The sequence below is a fragment of the Saccharopolyspora sp. NPDC050389 genome (assembly GCF_040655595.1).
Lineage (GTDB): Bacteria > Actinomycetota > Actinomycetes > Mycobacteriales > Pseudonocardiaceae > Saccharopolyspora.
The window spans coordinates 99,865-117,994 of record NZ_JBFAKG010000006.1 but is presented as its reverse complement, the minus strand read 5'-3'; the positions used below and the strand labels follow the sequence as shown (position 1 = coordinate 117,994).

Below are 18,130 nucleotides of genomic sequence, written 5' to 3'. Positions count from 1 at the left end.
GGGCCCTTCTATGGGGCGGAAGTTCAGTGCCCCTGTTCCTTGGCTCGCTCGTACGAGCGCTTGATCTCCGCTTCGGCCTCGGTGCGGCCGACCCACGTTGCACCCTCCACGCTCTTGCCCGGCTCCAGGTCCTTGTACACCTCGAAGAAGTGCTGGATCTCCAGCCTGTAGAACTCGGAGAGGTGGTGGATGTCGCGCAGGTGCTCCTGCCGCGGGTCATCCGAGGGCACGCAGATGACCTTGTCGTCGCCGCCCTTCTCGTCGCGCATCCGGAACATGCCGATGGCACGCGACTTGATCAGACAGCCGGGGAACGTGGGCTCCTGAACCAGGACCAGCGCGTCCAACGGGTCGCCGTCCTCGCCGAGGGTGTCCTCGACGAACCCGTAATCCGCCGGGTACTGGGTGGCGGTGAACAGCGTCCGGTCGAGACGGATGCGTCCGGTCTCGTGGTCCACCTCGTACTTGTTCCGGTTCCCCTTGGGGATCTCGATCGTGACGTCGAAGTCCACGCGGTTCCTCACTCGTCTTGCGTCGGATGCAGCCGCCCGCTCGCGCGCGCGACCACGTCTAGTGTGGACCACGGCAGCTCCCCGGGCCCCACCGCAGTGTGGGAGCTCGCAATCTGGCAGGCTGGCGATCCGTCGAGGAGGAGCACGTGCCCGAACCCCAGAACACCGGGGGTGAGGTGTCCGAAACCGACGTCCGTGCGTCAACACCGGATAGCGAGAGCCCGACCCGAAACGATGCGTCGTCCCAGGACGGCACGCCGCCGGACCGGCCCGCCGATGACGCGGAGCCGTCGGAGACCACCCAGCCCCGGAACGACCCGAACCCGCCGACCGAGGCCGTGACCTCGTCGGAAGCCGCGGCGCCCGAAGGATCGGAGCAGCCCGGCGAGGCATCCGGAGAGCCGTCGGCCGATGAGATCAACAACACATCGGCCGAGCAGCCGGCGACCGCGTCGAAGCGAGTCGCGGGCAGCCTCGGCGAGACCGCCGAGGAGGACACCGCCGCCGTAGCGGAGACCGCGCGGTTGGCCAGCGTTGCCGAGCCGGGGGAGCAGTCGCCGCAGGAGGCGGGGACCGCGCGGTTGGCGACCGTCGATCGCGAGGCTCTCGACGGCGGCTCGCAAGCTCAGGCTTCGGGCGACGACGAGGCCACCGCGCAGCAGACCGCCCGGCTGAAGACCGCGGCCGCTGATGTGTCGTCGCAGGCCAGCGAGGCTGGTGAGAGCGGGGCGGTCCAGGAGACCTTGCCGATCGCCGCCAGCGGCGTCGGCAGCGAGGCCTCGAAGGAGGCTGCGGCGAGCTCGACGAAGCGCGTCGCCGGAAACCTCGGTGAAGAACCCGCGTCCGATGCGGCAGCGCAGACCGGCGAAGCCGCGCCCGAGGCGAAAACCGACGACGAGCCCGCCGAGGATTCGGCCACCGCGCCCGAATCGAAGCCCGAGTCCGCGGAAACCGAAGCCGACGCGGAGGAAGGCGCCGCTGGCGCGGAAACCGGTGCTGCCGAGTCCGAAGCGGCAGCCGACGCGACGACGGCCGACACCGAATCCGAACCGGTCTTCCCCAGCGCCGACGCCGAAGAAGAGGTCGATTCCGCCGCGGAAACCAGCGCGGAAGCCGAAGCGGACACCGAATCCGCACCCGTCGAGTCCGAGGGATCTGCGGCGGCTGAAGCCGAACCCGCTGCCGGATCGGAGAAAACGGCAGCCGATGACGTCGCATCCGGCGAGGTTGCCGAATCTGGCGCGGCAGCGGATTCCGGCGAGGCAGCCGAATCCGAGACAGCCGAATCCGAATCCGACGCTGCCGCTGGTGAGCCCGAAGCCACGGCCGACGCCGAATCCAGCGAGGCTGAAGCCGAACCCGCCGCCGAGTCCGAATCGGCTGCGGAATCGGGAACGGCCGCCGAGGACGGGACGGCTGGTGGGCCTCGAAGCTCGGACGAATCCGGTGCGGAAACCGAGTCGGGAACCGCCGCCGAATCCGGTGCGGCTGCCGCCGTAGCTGCGGCCTCCGGATCGAAAGAGCCCGGCACGGCCGCCGAATCCGACGACACCCCTGCCAAGGACGATGCCGAGCCCGAAGCAGAGCCGAGCGACGCCGGGCCCGATGCGGAAGCTGCGGACACCGAGTCCGAGACCGAAACGACTGCTGACTCCGCGCCAGGCGCAGAGGCCGAGCAGGAAGAGGAAGCCGAGACCGCAGCGGTCGACCCCGAACCCGGCGTAGTTGCTGACACCGGCACCAAGTCGACAGACGTCGTCGAGGCCGGTGACGCCGCTGAGGCGGCAGCCGAGTCCGGAACGGACGTCGCGGAAACCACCTCGGCGGCCGAATCCGAAACGAGCGCAGTCTCCGGAACCGCAACGACGCCCGAGCCGGAGACCGCTGGAAGTTCACCCGGCGAAGGCGTCGCCGCTGCTGCCGAGCCGGAATCCGAGCGCGGTGCGGGCAACGACCGGGAGACCGCAGGTCAGGCGCGCGTCGCCGAGCCGCCGGTCGCGCCTGCCGAGCAGACGCAGCAGTTCTCGCCGATCACCGATGCGACACCGGCTCCGAGCGGCACCGCGGCGGCACCGCCGCCCAGCAGCGTCGAGCAGACGCAGCAGATCAGCCGGGTCGAGGCCGCTGGTCTCGCCGGGCCGCCGCGCATCGACCAGACGCAGCAGATTCCGCGGATCAACGCGCCCAAGCAGTCCGCGCCGATCGATTCGACGCAGCAGATCGCGAGGATCCCGGCCGAGACTGAGTCGGAGAAGACCACCCGGATCGACCTAAAGGACCTCGAAGCGCTGCGTGCCGCCGATCCGGGGCCCGCGACGCAGCAGATCAAGGCCGTGCCGCCGGTCGCTCCCGCCGAGCGGACGCAGCAGTTCGCCCGGCCCGACTTCGACGGTCCGCCGCCGCGCACCGCGTCGGCGGCGGACTTCGCGGGATTGACCGCGCCGCACGCCAAACCCACCGGCGGTTCGCTCGCCCCGCCCGGCCCGACCGCGTCGCCCGAGGACTTCGCGGGCCTGGCCCCGCCCCGGGCGCAGCCGCAGCGCATCGAGCCGCAGCAGGCTTCGCCGGCGGACTTCGCCGGTCCCGCCGCGCCGCAACCGGCTTCGCCGGCGGACTTCGCGGGCCTGGCCGGCTCGCGGGCGCAGCCGCAGCGGATCCCGCCGAACGCTCCGCCCACGCCGCCGCCGGTGAGGGCCGAGCCGCCGAAGGCTGCGCCGCGACGGCGCCGCGGAGTGCTGATCGCGGTCGCGGTGGCCGTTGTCGTGCTGCTCGGGGCGGGCGTCGCGTTCGGCCCGAACCTGGTCGATGCCCTGATGAAGACGCAGATCGCGGAGCCGCCCGCGCCGGTGCAGCTCAACCCGTCGTTCAAGCCGCTCGACCGGAACGCGCCGCAGCCGCAGCAGTCCGGCATCCGCTCGGCGCTGGCGGGACCGCTCTCCGACACCCAGGCCCTGGGCACGCTCGGCGGCGTCGTGCTCGACGCCCAGACCGGGTCGGTGCTGTGGCAGCAGAACCCGGACCAGGCGCTCATGCCCGCGTCCACCGGCAAGCTGCTGACCACCAGCGCGGCGCTGCTCGTGCTCGATCACCAGCACCGCTTCACCACCAAGGTGGTTCGCGGCAGCACGCCGGGCAGCGTGGTGCTGGTCGGCGGTGGCGATCCGACGCTGTCGAAGCTGCCGGCCGGCGAGGAGTCGGTGTACGAGGGCGCGCCGCGGCTCGACGACCTGGCGGCCCAGGTCAAGGCCGCGACCGGCGGGAACGTGACGTCCGTGCAGGTCGACACCAGCCGGTACACCGGGCCGACCGTCGCCCCGGGCTGGCTGCCGCAGGACGTGGCGGCCGGGTTCTACTCGCCGATGGAACCGGTGATGCTCGACGGCGGCCGGGCCGATCCGAAGCGGGACACCAGCCCGCGTTCGCCGACGCCGGCGACGCAGGCCGCGCAGGCGCTGGCGGCCCGGCTCGGCCTCTCGGACGCGTACGTGTCGGAGGGCACGGCGCCACCGAACGCACAGGTGCTCGGGCAGGTCCAGTCGGCGACCGTGCAGGACATGGTCGAAACCACGCTGCAGCGCTCGGACAACATCCTCGCCGAGGCGCTGGCCCGCGAGGTCGCCATCGCCACCGGGAACGAGCCGTCGTTCGCGGGCGGGTCCAGGGCGGTGCACGAGGTGCTCCAGAACAACGGCTTCGACCTGGGCGGATCGACGATGGCCGACGCCAGCGGGCTGTCGCTGGACGACCGGGTCACGCCGAACCTGCTCGCCGAGCTCCTGGCGTCGGCGACCGCCTCCGCGAGCCCGGAGGGCGGACTGCCGCCGCAGGCCGCGAAGCTGCGGGCGCTGTTGCCCGGCCTGCCCATCGCGGGCGGCAGCGGCAGCCTGGTCAGCCGCTACCAGGACGGCGTGGGCCAAGGCTGGGTGCGGGCGAAGACCGGCACCCTGGACGGCGCCAACAGCCTGGCCGGAACGGTGGTGACGGAGGACGGCCGCCTGCTGGTGTTCGCGATGGTCTCCAACGGAACGAGCTCGGCGGCGGCCCGCCCGGCGCTGGACAAGCTCGCCGCAACCCTACGAGGCTGCGGCTGCTAGCAGCGCGGTCAGGACGGCCCGATTTCAGGCGAGGACGGGAACTTTCCCATCCGCGGCGGGGTGCCCGATTTCAGGCAAAATGGGGCATTTCGGTACCGGAGTTCCGCATTGCGGAGGTCGGCTTCGGCGTCGGGGACGGTGCGCAGCTCGGAGGCCCGGCTGGGCGCTCGAAAGTGAGGTACCTGCCGCGGTGGTGAGCGGGTACGGTCGGTCGTGTGAACGCCCGACCTTCCACCCTGCCTCCGTCGCAGGACCGGGGCGCCGCCGGGGAGCATCGGGCGCTGGACTGGAACGTCGCCGTCGCCACCGCGGTCCGGTTGATGAAGCCGGGGCCGGATGTGCCGCGGTCCGAGGCCGAGCAGGCGGTGCGCTCGCTGCGGCAGTTCAGCGTCGAAGCCGAAACCCACGTCCGCGAGCAGACCGGGCTTGGCCTGGATCTGCCGATCGCCGAGGGTGACGTCGTCGACCGGCCCGCCTGGGTGCGCGGTGCGGCGGACGGCCTCGCCGAGCTCACCGACGCCGCACTGTCCACAGCGGACTCTCAAGTGCTGCGGGACCACGACATCCTCGGCGGCATCAGCGCGCGCGGCGCGGGAGTGCAGGCCGGAGTCGTGCTCGCCTACCTCGGCGGCAAGGTGCTCGGCCAGTTCGACCCGTACGGCGAATCCGGCGTGGTCGGGCAGCGCGGTCGGTTGCTGCTGGTGGCGCCGAACATCGTCGCGGCGCAGAAGTCGCTCGGCGTGCCCGGCGACGACTTCCGGATGTGGGTGTGCCTGCACGAGTCGACGCACCGGCTGCAGTTCAACGCCGTGCCGTGGCTGCGCGAGCACTTCGCGGAGAGCCTGGGCACGCTGCTGGCCGAGATGGAAGGCACCACCGGCGATCTGCTGGGCCGGTTGCCCGCGGTGCTGCGGGAGGCCCGTTCGGCACGCTCCAGCAGCGGTGACTCCAGCCCGGGCATGCTCGGGGTGATCGAGCTGCTGCAGACGCCGAGCCAGCGGGCCGCGCTGGACCGGATCATCGCCATCTCCACGCTGCTGGAGGGCCACGCCGACCACGTGATGGACGCGGTGGGCCCGCGAGTGGTGCCGAGCGTGGCGACCATCCGCCAGCGCTTCACCGAGCGGCGCAAGGGCGGCGGCCTGCTCGACCGCGTGCTGCGCAGCCTGCTCGGGGTGGACGCGAAGATCCGCCAGTACGCGCAGGGCGCGGCGTTCACCCGGCACGTCGTGGACGCCATCGGGATGGCCGACTTCAACGCGATCTGGACGTCGCCGGACCACCTGCCGACCCGCGCCGAGATCATCGACCCCGCGGCCTGGATCCGCCGCATCCACGGCTGACCCGCCGCCGACGCTCGTGAGCGATGGCTCCGGTTCTTACCGGAGCCATCACTCACGAGGGTCGTGAGCGCACAAGCCGGTTCTTACCGGAACGACCACTCACGAGCACGGACGGGAGAATGACGCCGTGCCGCCGCCCGATCCCGCCGTCAGCGCCGTCCGCACCGCCGTCCGGCGCCTCCTCGGCTCCGCCGAGGCGGCTCCGTTCCGGGGCGCTCCGCTGGCGGTCGCGTGCTCCGGCGGCGCGGATTCGCTGGCGCTCGCCGCTGCCGCGTCGCACGCCGCTCGCCGCGAGGGCGTCGCGGTGCATGGTCTGGTGGTGGATCACGGGCTCCAGGCCGGCTCCGCCGCCGTCGCCGCCCGGGCCGTCGATCAGCTCCGCGAGCTGGGGTGTTCCGCCAGGGTGATCGAGGTCGAGGTCGGGCGCGGTGGGGGGTTGGAGGCCGCCGCCCGGCGCGCGCGCTACGCGGCGCTGCGCGCGGAGCGTCCGCCGGGTTCGCTCGTGCTGCTCGGGCACACCCTCGATGATCAGGCCGAAACCGTGCTGCTCGGGCTCGGGCGAGGTTCGGGTGCCCGGTCGATCGCGGGGATGCGGCCGTTGGATCCGCCGTGGGCGCGCCCGTTCCTGGGCGTTCGCCGGGCGACGACGGAGGCCGCTTGCGCGGCGCTCGGTTTGGCGCCGTGGCAGGACCCGCACAACTCGGATGCGCGTTTCACACGTGTGCGGTTGCGCACAGAAGTCCTTCCACTGCTGGAAGATGTGCTGCAAGGCGGGGTGCGCGAGGCGCTCGCGCGCACCGCGCGGCAGCTGCGCGAGGACGCCGACGCGCTGGACGCCGTGGCCGCCGATGTGCGTGGGCGCGTCGAGTCGGGCGAGACGCTCGATGCCTTGGCATTGCGGGAAGTTCCGGGTGCGCTGCGGCGCCGGGTGTTGCGCGCGTGGCTGTTGGCGCGAGGGGTTCCGGAGATCACCGACGAGCACCTGCGCGCCGCGGACGCGTTGGTCGCCGATTGGCGGGGTCAGGGCGGGCCGGCCTTGCCGGGTGACTTTGTGCTGCGCCGGGCGCATGGCACGCTTCTGGTGGAAGCGGCGGGCCGCAAGCCGCCGGATGGTTGACGGGACGCCGAGGCGTTCGGCTCGGGCGGTGGGATACCGGCGCCGGAGGACCGGTGTTCGCGTCGATTCGACAAGAGGGGAAGCCGGGCCGTGTACGACGGCGACATTGCTTCTGTGCTCATCTCCGAGCAGCAGATCAACGACAAGGTCACCGAGCTGGCCAAACAGGTCGACGACGACTACCAGCACGTCGGTGGTGATCTGCTGCTGGTCGGCGTGCTCAAGGGCGCGGTGATGTTCATGACCGACTTCGCGCGGGCGCTGCCCCAGCCTGCTCAGCTGGAGTTCATGGCGGTCAGCTCCTACGGCTCGTCCACCTCGTCGTCCGGCGTGGTGCGCATCCTCAAGGACCTCGACCGCGACATCGCAGGCCGGCACGTGCTGATCGTCGAGGACATCATCGACTCCGGGCTGACGCTGTCCTGGCTGTTGAAGAACCTGAGCTCGCGCAACCCGGCGTCGCTGGAGGTGTGCACGCTGCTGCGCAAGCCGGACGCGGTGCAGGTGGACGTCCCGGTGAAGTACGTGGGCTTCGACATCCCGAACGAGTTCGTGGTCGGCTACGGGCTGGACTACGCCGAGCGGTACCGTGATCTGCCTTACATCGGCACGCTGGACCCGAAGGTCTACACGTCCGGGGTGTGAGCCTGGGAGTGGCCGGGCAGGCGTGTCCGGTTCGGCCCTCCCGCCCCATTGCGGTCGGGCGGCCGAGTACGCTGGGCGTCCTGCGTCGAGCTCGACATGGTCGCGCCCTCGCATCGGCCGGTACGCTGGTCTGAAGGGGTTGACGGCGATGGCGAATTGTGTCTACCGACAGCCGTTTGCCCGAAGTGACAGTCAGGGAGGGTCGAGGCCGCCCGTCGGCCGCAAGTGAATGGACCGAAAGCGCCTGCTCCGCAACCCGCTGCTGTGGATCCTGACAGCGTTTCTGCTGATCTGGGCCTTCAGCGTGCTCTTCGACGAGACTCGCTCCTACCGCGAAGTCTCCACCTCGCAGGCCCTGGAACAGATCGCCCAGGGCAAGGTCAAGGAAGCGACCATCGAGGACAAGGAGCAGCGGGTCCGGCTGACCCTTAATGACGGCCAGAACTTCCAGGGCAGCAACCAGCTGATCGCGCAGTACCCGGCCGGTGCCACCGACACGATGGTCACCGAGATCCGCAACGCGCACGTGCCGGTCTGGAACACCAAGGTCACCCAGGACTCGCTCTGGGTGCAGATGCTGTTCTACCTGGTTCCGATCGGCCTGCTCGTGCTGCTGCTGATGTGGATGATGAACAACGTCCAGGGCGGCGGGAACCGCGTCCTGAACTTCGGCAAGTCCAAGGCCAAGCAGCTCACCAAGGACATGCCCAAGACGATGTTCTCCGACGTCGCGGGTGCCGACGAAGCCGTCGAGGAACTGCACGAGATCAAGGACTTCCTGCAGAACCCCGGCCGCTACCAGGCCCTCGGCGCGAAGATCCCGAAGGGCGTCCTGCTCTACGGCCCGCCCGGTACCGGTAAGACGCTGCTCGCGCGAGCCGTCGCCGGTGAGGCCGGCGTGCCGTTCTACTCGATCTCCGGTTCCGACTTCGTCGAGATGTTCGTCGGTGTCGGTGCCTCCCGCGTCCGCGACCTGTTCGAACAGGCCAAGCAGAACGCGCCGTGCATCATCTTCGTCGACGAGATCGACGCGGTCGGCCGCCAGCGCGGCGCCGGCCTCGGCGGTGGGCACGACGAGCGCGAGCAGACCCTCAACCAGCTGCTGGTCGAGATGGACGGCTTCGACTCGCGCGGCGGCATCATCCTGATCGCCGCGACGAACCGGCCGGACATCCTGGACCCGGCGCTGCTGCGCCCGGGCCGGTTCGACCGGCAGATCCCGGTGTCCGCTCCGGACATGCGCGGCCGCCGCGCGATCCTGAACGTGCACTCCAAGGGCAAGCCGCTGGCGCAGGATGCCGACCTGGACAGCCTGGCCAAGCGCACCGTCGGTTTCTCCGGCGCGGATCTGGAGAACGTGGTCAACGAGGCCGCGCTGCTCACCGCTCGTGAGAACGGCCAGCTGATCAACGCCGCCGCGCTGGAAGAAGCGGTGGACCGCGTGATCGGCGGCCCGCGCCGGAAGAGCAAGATCATTTCGGAGCGCGACAAGAAGATCACCGCCTACCACGAGGGCGGGCACGCGCTGGCCGCCTGGGCGATGCCCGACCTGGAGCCGGTGTACAAGCTGACGATCCTGCCGCGCGGTCGCACCGGCGGGCACGCCCTAGTCGTCCCCGAGGACGACAAGGACATGATGACCCGCTCGGAGATGATCGCCCGTCTGGTGTTCGCGCTCGGCGGTCGCTCCGCCGAGGAGCTCGTCTTCCACGAGCCGACCACCGGCGCGTCCAGCGACATCGAGCAGGCGACCAAGATCGCCCGCGCGATGGTCACCGAGTACGGCATGACGGCCCGGCTGGGCGCGGTGAAGTACGGCAAGGAAGAGGGCGACCCCTTCCTCGGCCGCACCGCCGGTCAGCAGCCGAACTACTCGCTGGAGGTCGCGCACGAGATCGACGAGGAGGTGCGCCGGCTGATCGAGGCCGCGCACACCGAGGCGTGGGAGATCCTGAACACCTACCGCGACGTCCTCGACGACCTGGTGCTGGAGCTGATCGACAAGGAGACGCTGGTCCGCAAGGACCTGGAGCGGATCTTCGCCCGGGTGGAGAAGCGGCCCCGCATCACCGCGTTCAACGACTTCGGTGGTCGGACGCCGTCGGACAAGCCGCCGATCAAGACGCGGGGCGAACTGGCCAAGGAGCGCGGCGAGCCGTGGCCCCCGGTCAAGGAGGAGCCGGAGCCCGCTCCGGCGCCCTCGCCGGCCGGTCAGAACGGCGTCCCGCCGCACCACGAGCAGCCGACTCCGGCCGGTGCCGGTGCCGGTGCGCACCAGGGCACGGTGCAGTTCCAGAACCCGAACCAGGGCCAGCCGCAGCAGCAGCAGGGCCAGTACGGGCAGGCGCCGCAGGCGGTGCCGCCGAACTACGGCGCGCCGCCCGGGTGGACCCCGGCGACCAACCCGTCCGGTTCGAGCTACCCGGGTGGTGGCGGCGGTCAGTACAACTGGACGCCGTCCTGGGAGCGCGGGCAGCAGGCCCCGGCCGAGCACCCGGCGCCGCAGTCGGGCGAGCCGAAGGCGGACGACGTCCAGCGGTCCAACCCCGATGCGAGCCAGGACCCGGCTCAGGACAACGGCAGCGGCAACACCAGCCGCTGAACACTCCGGTGCACTCGGCGCCTCCGGGCGCCTCAGCCGGTGGAGGAACGACAATTGACCAGCACGGTCGACGAGCCGATCGGGGCGGAAGGCGACTTCCGTCCCGACGGCTCTTTCCACATTCCCCAGTTCGACCAGCCCCGCGCTGAAGCGGCCGTCCGGGAACTGCTGATCGCGGCAGGCGAAGACCCGGACCGCGAGGGCCTGCGGGACACCCCGGCCCGCGTCGCCCGCGCCTACCGCGAGCTGTTCGCGGGGCTGTACACGAACCCCGACGAGGTCCTCGACAAGACCTTCGACGAGGCGCACGAGGAACTCGTCCTGGTCCGCGACATCCCGGTGTACTCGCAGTGCGTGCCGAGCAAGCAGACCGTCAATCTGGTTGATGGGGCGAAGCCCGCTCGGGATGTCCGGATCGGAGATCGTTTCTGGACCCTCGTCGATGGCAAGGTCGAGCAGACCGAGGTTGTCGAGGTCAGTTCGCACCAAAAGCGCGAACTCGTCGAGGTCGTCACGGAGAAGGGCCGATTCCAGGTCACGCCTGACCATCCGTTGGCAACGCCGCAGGGATGGCAGGAAGCCAAGGATGTGGCGGGTACCTACATCGAGTGGACTCCGCCGAAGAAGCTGTGCCGCCAGCGCTGGCAGCCGCGGATCGGTTACGAGTTCGGCTACGTGCTGGGAGCCTTGTGCTCGGACGGCACGGTCGGCGACCGGTACGTGTCGTTGGTCGTGAATGATCGCGACTTCGCGAAGAACTTCGCCTACGCGCTCGACCAGGCATTCGGCATCGATGCCACGATCGAGGAGATCGAGCGGCCGTCCGGTTACCTGCAACGCCAGGTCGAAGGCTTCCGCGTGCGAGTCGTTTCCTCCTACCTGGCGGACCTGGTGCGCCAGTACGTGGGGGGCGACGCGCACCACCAGCGGCAGCGGTTCCCGCGAGTCGTGATGTCGAACGAGATCACGTTCCGCGGTTTCCTGGACGGCTGTGTGGACGGCGACGGGTGCCGAGTGAGTGGTCGTCGCTTCCGGGTGATCACGGGACGCAACGTGCCGTTCCTCGATGACATCGCGCAGGTGATCTCCGCGAGGTTCACTCCAAGTCAGACGCAGACTTCGAGGTTGTACGTTTCGGACGACTGGATTCTTCGCCACGGATTCGCGCAGGAATCGCACCGCACCGATCTTATCGAGTCGCAGTGGGTTAAAGTCGAATCGGTTCGTTCGCTGGAAGCAACGGGCGCAAAACCGTACACAGTTTATAGCTATAAATGCGCTCCGCATCCAACATTTCTAATTAATGGACATTTGACCCACAATTGTGAGCATCATCTTTTGCCCTTCCACGGCAATGCGCACGTCGGCTACATCCCGAACGAGCAGGGCCGGGTCACCGGGCTGTCCAAGCTGGCCAGGCTGGTCGACCTCTACGCCAAGCGCCCGCAGGTGCAGGAGCGGCTCACCTCGCAGGTCGCCGACGCCCTGGTGCGCCGGCTGGAGCCGCGCGGCGTGATCGTGGTGATAGACGCCGAGCACCTGTGCATGGGCATGCGCGGCGTCCGCAAGGCGGGCTCGACGACCACGACGTCCGCCGTGCGCGGAATCTTCCGCAGCTCGGCGTCGTCGCGGTCCGAGGCGCTGTCGCTGATCAGGGGTCGCTGATGCATTCGCTGCTGCCACATCCGCAGCGCTGCGCGGTGATGGGCGTGCTCAACGTGACGCCGGATTCGTTCTCCGACGGCGGGCGCTACCTGGACCGCGCGGCGGCCGTCGCGCACGGCGTCGAGATGCACCGGCTGGGCGCGGACATCATCGACGTCGGCGGCGAGTCGACGCGGCCCGGTTCGCAGCGAGTCGACCCCGCCACCGAGATCGAGCGCGTGCTGCCGGTGGTGCGGGAGCTGGTCGCGGCCGGCGTTCCGGTGAGCGTGGACACCACCCGTGCCAAGGTCGCGGCGGCGACGGCGGAGGCCGGCGCGGCGATGATCAACGACGTGTCGGGCGGGCTGGCCGACCCGGACATGGTGCACGTCGCCGCGGACACCGGGCTGCCGTGGGTGCTGATGCACTGGCGCAGCCACAGCAGGGACATGAACAGCCTCGCGGTCTATCAGGACGTCGTCGCGGAGGTGCGCGACGAGCTGCTGCAGCAGGTCGACGCGGCGTTGACCGCCGGCGTGGCCGAGGACGCGATCGTGCTGGACCCGGGGCTCGGATTCGCCAAGACCGGGGCGCACGACTGGCAGTTGCTGCAGCGGCTCGACGTCTTCGTGGAACTGGGCTTCCCGGTGCTGGTCGGGGCCTCGCGCAAGCGGTTCCTCGGCCGGCTGCTCGCCGATGCCGACGACAAGCCGCGACCGCCCGCCGGGCGGGAGACGGCGACGGCCGTGGTGTCGGCGCTGGCGGCGGATCGCGGAGCCTGGGGCGTGCGGGTGCACGACGTCCTGCAGTCATTGGACGCGGTCGCGGTGACCGCGGCGTGGCGCAGCGGAGGGGAACTCGGTGGCTGACCGGATCACGTTGACCGGCCTGAAAGTTCGTGGCAACCACGGCGTCTTCGACCACGAGAAGCGCGACGGCCAGGACTTCTTCGTCGACATCACGGTGTGGATCGACCTGGGCGAGGCCGCCGCGAGCGACGACCTGCAGAAGACGCTGCACTACGGCGAGCTGGCCGAGCGCGCGGCGGCGATCGTCGCCGGGCCGTCGCGGGACCTGATCGAGAGCGTGGCGGGCGAGATCGCGGACGACATCATGACCGACGAGCGGGCGCACGCCGCCGAGGTCACGATCCACAAGCCGAGCGCGCCGATCCCGCTGACCTTCGCGGACGTGGCGGTGACGATCCGCCGATCCCGCCGAGGCGGACGCGGCAACGCCGTCCCGGCGTGAGACGCCCGATTTCAGGCGAAATCGGGAACCCCGGCCGCCGGGGTATCGCGCGGGCGCGCACGGAAGTTCCCAATTTCAGGCAAAATCGGACGTTCCCTGCGGGGCCGTGCGATCTCGGGAGGGTGCGATGAGCAGGGCGGTGCTTTCGCTGGGGTCGAACCTCGGCGACCGGTTGGCGTACCTCCGGCTCGCGGTCGACGGCCTGTCGGACGTGCTGATCGCGGCGTCTCCGGTGTACGAGACGGCGCCGTGGGGAGTCACCGACCAGCCGGACTTCCTCAACGCGGTGCTCATCGTGGAATCCCCGGAGCTAGACGAGTGGGGCTGGCTGCGCCGGGGCCAGGCGCTGGAGCAGGAGGCGGAACGCCGCCGCGAACAGCGTTGGGGCCCGCGGACTCTGGACGTCGATGTGGTCACAGTGGACGGTGTCCGCAGCGAGGATCCGGAGCTGCTGCTGCCGCACCCCGGCACGCCGAGCCGGGCCACCGTGCTGATCCCGTGGCTGGCGATCGATCCGGACGCCGAGCTGCCCGGGCACGGCCGCGTCGCGGATCTCTTGGAAGCGCTGCCTGCCAACGAGATCGCCGACGTCCACCTCCGAACCGATCTGATCCTCCACTGAGGACACCCGGTACTCGCGCGCATTTTCTGGTGCTGTAGAGGCTGTTTTGGATGTGGTGACGTGCGGGTGTGGTAACGCGGGCGTTTTGTCTTTGAAGCGGCGCAGCCGCTTAGCCCACCCTCGCAACCGGCACCGCCGCGGGTTCACGGTGCCCACCCCTCCGGGGTTCTTCCAGCGAGGACAGCCCCGACGTGGTGAATTGGTCATTCATGATGTCGGGGATCCCACAGCGAGAAGGCCGCGGTGACTCCCGCAGGGGGGCCGCCACCCGCACCGCTATGCAGGACGAGTTTGGAAACAGGCCCTATAGCGACAGAAAATGCGCACGGGTGACCGGCTACTTGATCGACGCGCGGATGGCCGCGGCCAGCCAACGGGTGCTCGCCGCCGTCACCGGATGCGTCGGCCATTCGTTGATGATCGCCAAAAGCTCCCAGTAGCGCGACATCCGCTCGTCCGTGTCGTTGGCGTAGTGCTCCGCCAGCTCGTGGCGGAACTCGGCGGTGTCGGGCCGTTCCCAATCTGCGGTCGCCATCGCCATCATTCGCTCGACCAGCGCCTGCGCCTCGGTGCTGTCCGGCGACTTCCCCGCCTCGACCGACACCCGCGCTTCGTCGGTGATCGCCCACCACTTCCGCGAGTCCTCCGGGTTCGCCATCGCCATCGACTCGCCGGCGTCGCGGCGGTCCGAGTGCTCCTGGGAGAGCGCCCGGACCGCTTCCCGGAAGTCGGCGTCCCGCACCAGTTCGGCCAGCTCGATCCAGGCCTCCAGCTGCTCCGCCGTCGGGTCCTCCGGCAGGTTCGGCTTGACCGAGCGCATCCACTCGGTGAATCCCGGCGTCATGTTGAGGTCCGCGCTGACCTCGTCCCAGAACTCGTCGATCAGCCGGTTGCGCTCCTCGTCGGACATCTGCGCCAGTTTGTGCATGAGCCGTACCTCCTCGGTCGAACGGTTCAGCTTCACGACCGCCCGCAGCACCGCCCGCCGGGTCTGCAGCAGGCGCATCTGCTCCTCCAGCAGCTCCAGGTGCGTCCTGGCCAGGTGCGAGAGCGTGGTCTCGCGGGCGAGCACCCGCTGCACCTCGTCCAGCCCGGCGCCCAGTTCGCGCAGCGTGCGCACCAGTTCCAGCCGGCTGATGGCCGTCACGTCGTAGCGCCGGTAACCGGCTGCGGTTCGGTCGGTGGGCGGCACCACGCCGCTGTCGGAGTAGAACCGGATCGTCTTCACACTCAGCCCGGTGCGGCGGGCCAGTTCGCCGATCGTGTAGAGCGCGGTGTCGTCCACGTGATTCACCTTGGGCCCTCCAGTAGGGGGAGACTCAAGACGATTTTCGCCCGCGGATGGTGCCGGTGCCGCGAGGTGCCATGCTGGAACCGTGGCACCGCGACAGGCAGAGCACTTGACCTTCACCAAGCCCCGGACCCTCATCGCGGGCGGCCTGGCAGCGGCAGTCCTGGTCTACCTGGTCACCCGGCTGCTGTACGGCGAGCTGCCGCAGCTGCCGGTGCTGGCCGGGGCGACGCTGCTGCTGATCGCGCTCGTCGACATGCTGCTGGCGCTGAACATGCGGCCGCGGGTCAAGCGCAAGCCCGGCACCGAACCGGTCGACGGGCTGACCGCCGCGCGCGCGGTCGCGCTGGCCAAGGCGTCGTCGCTGGCCGGCGCGATCATGGCCGGCGTGTGGATCGGCCTGATCGCCTACCTGCTGCCGATGTACAGCAGGGTCGAGGCCGCCCGGACCGACACCGCCTCCGCCGTGGTCGGGTTGATCAGCGCCGGCGCGCTGATCGCCGCCGGTCTCTGGCTGGAGACCTGCTTGCGCAATCCCGACGAGCCGGAAGAGCCCTACGACGAAGAATGAGTCGTGAGCGCGCAAACCGGTTCTCACCGGCTTTCGCACTCACGACTCGTTCGGCCGTTCGGCGGGCGATGTGCTGCGCCACACCGACCAAAGTGGAGCTCGGTCGCTCGCCTTGAGGTCTCGAACTGATAACCGCCCGGTACCGTGGTGGGCATGTCCGAACGCGGCGGCACCGAGACCGAATCCGGCAAGGGGCGATCGACGGCCCTGTGGGTCGGCGCGCTGGTGCTCGCCGCTGCCGCCACGGCGGTGCTGGTGGTCAGCAATGACGCCCGATTCCTGCGGCTCGGGCTGGTCGCGGCGCTGTGGTCGGCGCTGATCGGCGCGTTCGCGGTCGCCAAGCTGCGGCATCGGGTGGTGCAGGGCGAGGAGCTCGCCGCGGACCGGCAGCGGATCTACGAACTCGAGCTGGAGCGGGAGATCGCGGCCCGCCGCGAGTTCGAGCTGGAGGCGGAGGCCGAAGCTCGGCGGCAGGCGACCGAGGAGTCCGAAGGCGAGATCAAGGCGCTGCAATCGGAGCTGCGCCGGCTGCGCGAGAGCCTGGAACAGGTGATGGGTGGCGACCTGCTGTTCGAGCGGGTCGCCCTGCGCGCCGAATCCACCCGGGTCCGCTCGCTGCCCGAACGCGGCAAGGTCGAGGGGCAGCTCATCCAGCCGCCGCCGGGACGAGAGCTCCCCGCCGCTGCACCGCCGCCGCCGAACGGCGCCCAGCCCAACACCGAGCTGATCACCAAGCTGGCCGGGGAGCAGCCGGAGCGGCGGCCCAACAAGCCGCGCCAGCGGCCGAAACCGCAGCCGACGCAGGCGCATCCGGCCCGCCAGGCCGCGGCCCGGCGCCCCGACAAGGCGCACTACGAGCGGCCGCAGCCGGTGGCGCCGCCCAAACCCAAGCCCGAACCGGCCGCCGCCGCCCCGCCGCCGCCGGAGCCGGACCCGGCGGGCGCGCACGCCGAGGGAACCTCGGTGAACGACCTGCTCGCTGCGTACGGGGGTCCCTCCGACGCGCAGCGCCGGCGCCGCCGACGCGCCTGAGAAGGTGACTATCCGGGCATGGCTCGGGGCCGTTCTCTAGGGTTTTGTCCGTGTCGAGTCCTGATCTTCGGAGGCAGCCCGCCGATCTTTCCGGCGCGCGCAGGCTCCAGACCCGCAAGAACCACGCCGTCGGATGGCCCGTCGCCGGCCTGATCGTGCTCGGAATCTGCGGGTTGGTGATGGTCGGCGTCACCACCTCGAAGGTCGGCGCGGCGGCGGCTCTGGTCGGAGCGGTGGCCGCGCTGCTCCCGGTGGGCGTGGTGTTCGCCGCGATCATCTGGATCGACCGCTGGGAGCCGGAGCCGCCGATGCTGCTGCTCGGCGCGTTCCTGTGGGGCGCCGGCGGGGCGACCGCGTGCTCGCTGCTGCTCAACGACGCGATGTTGGGGCTCGGCAACGTCCTGTTCGGCCAGGGAGGCGACCGGTTCTTCGCCACGGCCGTGATGGGGCCGCTGGTGGAGGAGGCGGCGAAGGCGCTGTTCGTGGTGGCGCTGTGGTTCCGCCGCCGGTCGGAGTTCAACGGGCTCGTCGACGGCATCGTGTACGCGGCGCTGACCGCGGCGGGCTTCGCCTTCACCGAGAACATCCTGTACTTCGGCAAGGCGTTCGTCGCCGGTGGGCTCGGCGGTGTCAGCGGCGGTGTCGTGGCCTTGTTCATCGTGCGCGGCGTGCTCGCGCCGTTCTCGCACCCGCTGTTCAGCTCGATGTTCGGCATCGGCGTCGGATTGGCCTCGCGCACCGACCGGAAGCGGGTGCGGGTGCTGTACCTGGTGCTCGGTTTCGCCGGCGCGGTGCTGCTGCACGCGGTGTGGAACGCGTCCACGCTGTTCGGCGGCGCGGAGTTCCTGAACGTCTACTTCCTGATCATGGTGCCGATCTTCCTGGGCACCTTCTGGCTGGTGGTGTGGCAGCGCAAGCGGGAGCAGCGGATCGTCATCCAGCAGCTGCCGGTGCTGGAGCGGGCCGGGCTGATCGTGCGCAGCGAGATGGAGATGCTCGCGACGCTCGCGGGTCGCCGCGGCTGGCTGCGCAAGGTGCGGCGCAGCGCCGGGAACGAGGCGGCGAAGGCGGTGCGGGACTACCAGATCGCGGTCACCGAGCTGGCGTTCCTGCAGCACCGGGCCGAGCAGGGCCGGACCACCAGCGCGGCGCGGCGGGCGCGCCGGGAGAAGCTGATCGAGGACCTCAAGCAGGCCCGGCGGTCGGCGGCGGGCACCCAGCAGGCGATCCAGACGGCGCGCATCAAGATCACCGAGCTCACCCAGCACAACCTCAAGCGCCCGCCGTACCCAGGGAACCGGCCGAAGCCGCCGATCCAGCGCTCCCGGGACTGACCGCGATTTCAATGGAATTCGAACGCTAGGTTTCCATTGGGATCGCGGGCCTGGAGGCGGCGGCCGGAACCG

At 70.4% G+C, this 18,130-nt stretch carries 13 protein-coding genes and 3 pseudogenes; 14 read left to right on the top strand and 2 right to left on the bottom strand.

Annotated elements, in window-relative coordinates; genetic code table 11:
* Positions 1-23: 23 nt before the first annotated feature.
* The gene (locus AB0I53_RS05840; protein ID WP_358597093.1) at positions 24-512 is read right to left on the bottom strand and encodes an inorganic diphosphatase; all 489 of its coding nucleotides are present in this window, start codon (positions 510-512) and stop codon (positions 24-26) included.
* Between the two features lie 146 nt (positions 513-658).
* Between AB0I53_RS05840 and dacB the strand changes: the two genes are divergently transcribed.
* The 11 genes and pseudogenes from dacB (at position 659) to folK (ending at position 13,830) form a co-directional block, all read left to right on the top strand.
* Positions 659-4,606, top strand: a complete 3,948-nt coding sequence (gene dacB / locus AB0I53_RS05835) for a D-alanyl-D-alanine carboxypeptidase/D-alanyl-D-alanine-endopeptidase (protein WP_358597090.1) — start codon at positions 659-661, stop codon at positions 4,604-4,606.
* A gap of 215 nt (positions 4,607-4,821) precedes the next feature.
* Positions 4,822-5,949: a zinc-dependent metalloprotease gene (locus AB0I53_RS05830; RefSeq protein WP_358597087.1), complete on the top strand. Its 1,128-nt coding sequence runs from the start codon at positions 4,822-4,824 to the stop codon at positions 5,947-5,949.
* Positions 5,950-6,076: 127 nt separating this feature from the next.
* A complete protein-coding gene (gene tilS / locus AB0I53_RS05825) occupies positions 6,077-7,066 on the top strand; it encodes a tRNA lysidine(34) synthetase TilS (protein WP_358597084.1) in 990 nt (329 codons plus the stop codon).
* A 90-nt stretch (positions 7,067-7,156) separates the two neighbouring features.
* Positions 7,157-7,711 (top strand): hypoxanthine phosphoribosyltransferase, encoded by a 555-nt coding sequence (gene hpt / locus AB0I53_RS05820; protein ID WP_132484498.1) that lies wholly within the window; start codon positions 7,157-7,159, stop codon positions 7,709-7,711.
* A gap of 229 nt (positions 7,712-7,940) precedes the next feature.
* Positions 7,941-10,313 carry an ATP-dependent zinc metalloprotease FtsH gene (ftsH, locus tag AB0I53_RS05815; protein WP_358597082.1) on the top strand — a complete coding sequence of 791 codons (2,373 nt, stop codon included), beginning with the start codon at positions 7,941-7,943 and terminating at the stop codon, positions 10,311-10,313.
* Between the two features lie 120 nt (positions 10,314-10,433).
* Positions 10,434-10,661 (top strand): annotated as a pseudogene (locus tag AB0I53_RS05810) (GTP cyclohydrolase I); the annotation flags it as partial.
* Positions 10,653-11,180: pseudogene (locus tag AB0I53_RS05805) on the top strand (hypothetical protein); the annotation flags it as partial. The pseudogenes AB0I53_RS05810 and AB0I53_RS05805, both read left to right, overlap by 9 nt.
* Before the next feature lie 456 nt (positions 11,181-11,636).
* Positions 11,637-11,978 (top strand): annotated as a pseudogene (gene folE / locus AB0I53_RS05800) (GTP cyclohydrolase I); the annotation flags it as partial.
* Complete coding sequence (gene folP / locus AB0I53_RS05795) at positions 11,978-12,826, top strand: dihydropteroate synthase (protein WP_358597079.1); 849 nt, start codon at positions 11,978-11,980, stop codon at positions 12,824-12,826. The pseudogene folE and the gene folP, both read left to right, overlap by 1 nt.
* Positions 12,819-13,208 carry a dihydroneopterin aldolase gene (folB, locus tag AB0I53_RS05790; RefSeq protein ID WP_358597076.1) on the top strand — a complete coding sequence of 130 codons (390 nt, stop codon included), beginning with the start codon at positions 12,819-12,821 and terminating at the stop codon, positions 13,206-13,208. Before folP ends, folB begins: the two co-directional genes overlap by 8 nt.
* 127 nt (positions 13,209-13,335) lie before the next feature.
* Positions 13,336-13,830: a 2-amino-4-hydroxy-6-hydroxymethyldihydropteridine diphosphokinase gene (gene folK, locus AB0I53_RS05785; RefSeq protein WP_358597073.1), complete on the top strand. Its 495-nt coding sequence runs from the start codon at positions 13,336-13,338 to the stop codon at positions 13,828-13,830.
* Between the two features lie 337 nt (positions 13,831-14,167).
* On the opposite strand, the gene AB0I53_RS05780 is transcribed toward folK, so the two are convergent.
* Positions 14,168-15,115, bottom strand: coding sequence for a MerR family transcriptional regulator (locus tag AB0I53_RS05780; protein WP_358597070.1), 948 nt, complete (start codon positions 15,113-15,115; stop codon positions 14,168-14,170).
* A 91-nt stretch (positions 15,116-15,206) separates the two neighbouring features.
* On the opposite strand from AB0I53_RS05780, the gene AB0I53_RS05775 reads away from it, so the two are divergent.
* The 3 genes from AB0I53_RS05775 to AB0I53_RS05765 all read left to right on the top strand — a co-directional run bounded on the left by AB0I53_RS05775 (position 15,207) and on the right by AB0I53_RS05765 (position 18,058).
* Positions 15,207-15,692 (top strand): DUF3180 domain-containing protein, encoded by a 486-nt coding sequence (locus tag AB0I53_RS05775; RefSeq protein ID WP_358597067.1) that lies wholly within the window; start codon positions 15,207-15,209, stop codon positions 15,690-15,692.
* A gap of 153 nt (positions 15,693-15,845) precedes the next feature.
* Positions 15,846-16,724, top strand: coding sequence for a DUF6779 domain-containing protein (locus AB0I53_RS05770; RefSeq protein WP_358597064.1), 879 nt, complete (start codon positions 15,846-15,848; stop codon positions 16,722-16,724).
* A 50-nt stretch (positions 16,725-16,774) separates the two neighbouring features.
* Positions 16,775-18,058: a PrsW family intramembrane metalloprotease gene (locus AB0I53_RS05765; protein ID WP_358597061.1), complete on the top strand. Its 1,284-nt coding sequence runs from the start codon at positions 16,775-16,777 to the stop codon at positions 18,056-18,058.
* Positions 18,059-18,130: the final 72 nt, after the last annotated feature.

Coding starts and splice junctions, on each gene's coding strand:
- ftsH (WP_358597082.1), top strand. CDS start 7,941: ATGGACCGAAAGCGCCTGCTCCGCAACCCGCTGCTGTGGATCCTGACA.
- folP (WP_358597079.1), top strand. CDS start 11,978: ATGCATTCGCTGCTGCCACATCCGCAGCGCTGCGCGGTGATGGGCGTG.
- folK (WP_358597073.1), top strand. CDS start 13,336: ATGAGCAGGGCGGTGCTTTCGCTGGGGTCGAACCTCGGCGACCGGTTG.
- AB0I53_RS05770 (WP_358597064.1), top strand. CDS start 15,846: ATGTCCGAACGCGGCGGCACCGAGACCGAATCCGGCAAGGGGCGATCG.